Annotated in this window: 1 protein-coding gene; it reads left to right on the top strand. The window is 61.6% G+C overall.

What is annotated here, in order from left to right; translation table 11 throughout:
- Positions 1–222: 222 nt before the first annotated feature.
- Positions 223–2,151, top strand: a complete 1,929-nt coding sequence (locus ABT116_RS43390; RefSeq protein WP_351646281.1) for an Ig-like domain-containing protein — start codon at positions 223–225, stop codon at positions 2,149–2,151.
- Positions 2,152–2,181: the final 30 nt, after the last annotated feature.

Consider the following 2,181-nt stretch of genomic DNA (forward strand, 5'->3'; position numbering starts at 1 on the left):
CAGGTCGGTGAGGTCGAGCAGGGTGCGGGAGGTGTAGTAGGGCACCGTGTCCAGGACTTTCGGCCTAGGGTCACGGCTGCTCAGTGGTGTCGCCGATGAACCAAATCTGCGAAAAGCGTAGTTACTTTACAGTCAATGGGATAACGTCACGGCATCGAAAGCAGACGGACGCTTGTCCTGGACGGCTGTCTGCCCCCGTTGTCGAGAGGGATGTGGATGTCCGTGAGTGGTGTTCGTCGCGTTGTCGGTGGTTTGAGTGTGTTTGCTGTTGCTGCGGGGTTCGCGGTGGTGGCGGGTGCCGGGGTTGCGGGTGCGGCTCCGGTGACGGCGGAGGGAAATGTGCATGACTACAAGGTTGTGCGCACTGTCTCGAACGGAACCCCCAATGAGGGGGAGACGATTACGGTGAAGTCGGTGCTGACTCGCACGGGGACTCTCGAGTACCTTCAGCAGGTCAAGGATGTTCATCCGGATTGTCTTACCTACGTGACTGATTCGGCCAAGGTTGACGGCTCGGTGATCGGTCGCAACGACGTCGAGGTTCGTTCTGATTATGCGAAGATCTCGGGCAGTTGGGCGGTGTACTGGAACGGCGGTTTGATCAATCCGAAGTTCAGGACGGTTGAGTTCAGTTACACCGTTGGTGCGGGGTGTGCTCGTGATGTGGATTTGATGACCGAGTTGCATGTCAGTGGGACGTTGGGTTCGGGTCAACTCAAGGGTGTCGGTCCGTCGGTGAGGGTTCAGAAGAACATTTCGGCGACGACATTGGCTCCCGTCGGTGGCGCTCAGGTGGGGCAGTCTGTTGCGCTGAGCGCGACGGTGACTGGTGGTGCCGACGGTGATTCGGTGGAGTTCTTCGACGGTGCCACCAAGATCGGTGCGGGCGCTCTTGCCAATGGTGTTGCAACACTTGCCTGGACAGCTGCTGACGTCCGGACGCACAGCGTGACGGCCAAATATCTCGGTAATGCCAAAGTAGCGACCTCCACGTCGTCGGCAATCGACGTCGTCGTGTCCGAAGCCGACAAGAACACCGCCACCACGATTACCGGTCCCGCGAGTGCGGTCGCAGGTGAGTCCGTAACCCTCGAAGCTTCGGTCTCTCCTGTCCCGGCGGGTGGAACAGTGCAGTTCAAGGACGGTGCAACCGACCTCGGCGGCGCTGTTGCGGTCGACGCCAACGGCAAGGCGTCACTGGCGAATTCCTATGCAGAAGGCGCACATTCGATCGTGGCGGTGTACTCCGGTTCCGGCGTTTACCAAACCTCGACGTCAGCGCCGCATGCTTTGACGGTCGCCCCGGTGGTGGTCGAGGAGAACACCACGACCACTCTCGTCGGTCCGTCGACCGCTTCGACCGGAGAGGCATTGTCGTTCACCGCCTCGGTCTCTACCGGTGCTGCAGGTGGCACCGTGCAGTTCAAGGAAGGTGGCAGGGATCTGGGCCCCTCGGTTCCAGTGGACGCCGCGGGTAAGGCGACAACCATGCCGACCTTCAACGTGGCGGGCGAGTACAGCATCACCGCAGTATTCTCGGGTTCGGGCAACTACCTGGGGTCGACGTCGAACACCCAGACTGTGAACGTCAAGGCGCCGGCTCCCACCGACCAGCAGACCGAGACGGTCTTGACCGTTCCGGCGGATGCGAAAACCGGTACGGCAGTGGGTCTCTCCGTGACGGTCACGCCGACGCCGGTTGGCGGCACAGTGCAGTTCAAGGACGGCTCGGGCAATCTCGGCTCGGCGGTGCCGGTCGTCGACGGCAAAGCGTCGATCATGCGCGAGTTCGCGAGCGTTGGCACTCACGACATCACGGCCGTCTACTCGGGTGCAACAGGATTCCTCACCTCTACCTCGGCCGCTCAGTCGGTTTCGGTCACAGCTCCGGCCGCGGAGGATCAGGAAACGTCCATCACCGTGAGCGCTCCGACGTCAGCGGTCAAGGGCGCGAAGGTCGATCTTGTTGCGGCAGTTGTTCCTACGCTCAGTGCGGGAACGGTCCAGTTCATGGACGGAACCACCCCGATCGGCGGACCGGTTGCGGTAGTGAACGGCAAGGCCACGCTCTCGCATACCTTCACCGAACTCGGAGATCGCCGAATCACCGCGGTGTTCAGTGGAACTACGGGACAGCGGCGGGAAGCCTAGGGAGAGGACCCTCGGGGTCAGGGTGAACGT

The sequence above is a fragment of the Streptomyces sp. NPDC002130 genome, assembly GCF_040296465.1.
Classification (GTDB): domain Bacteria; phylum Actinomycetota; class Actinomycetes; order Streptomycetales; family Streptomycetaceae; genus Streptomyces.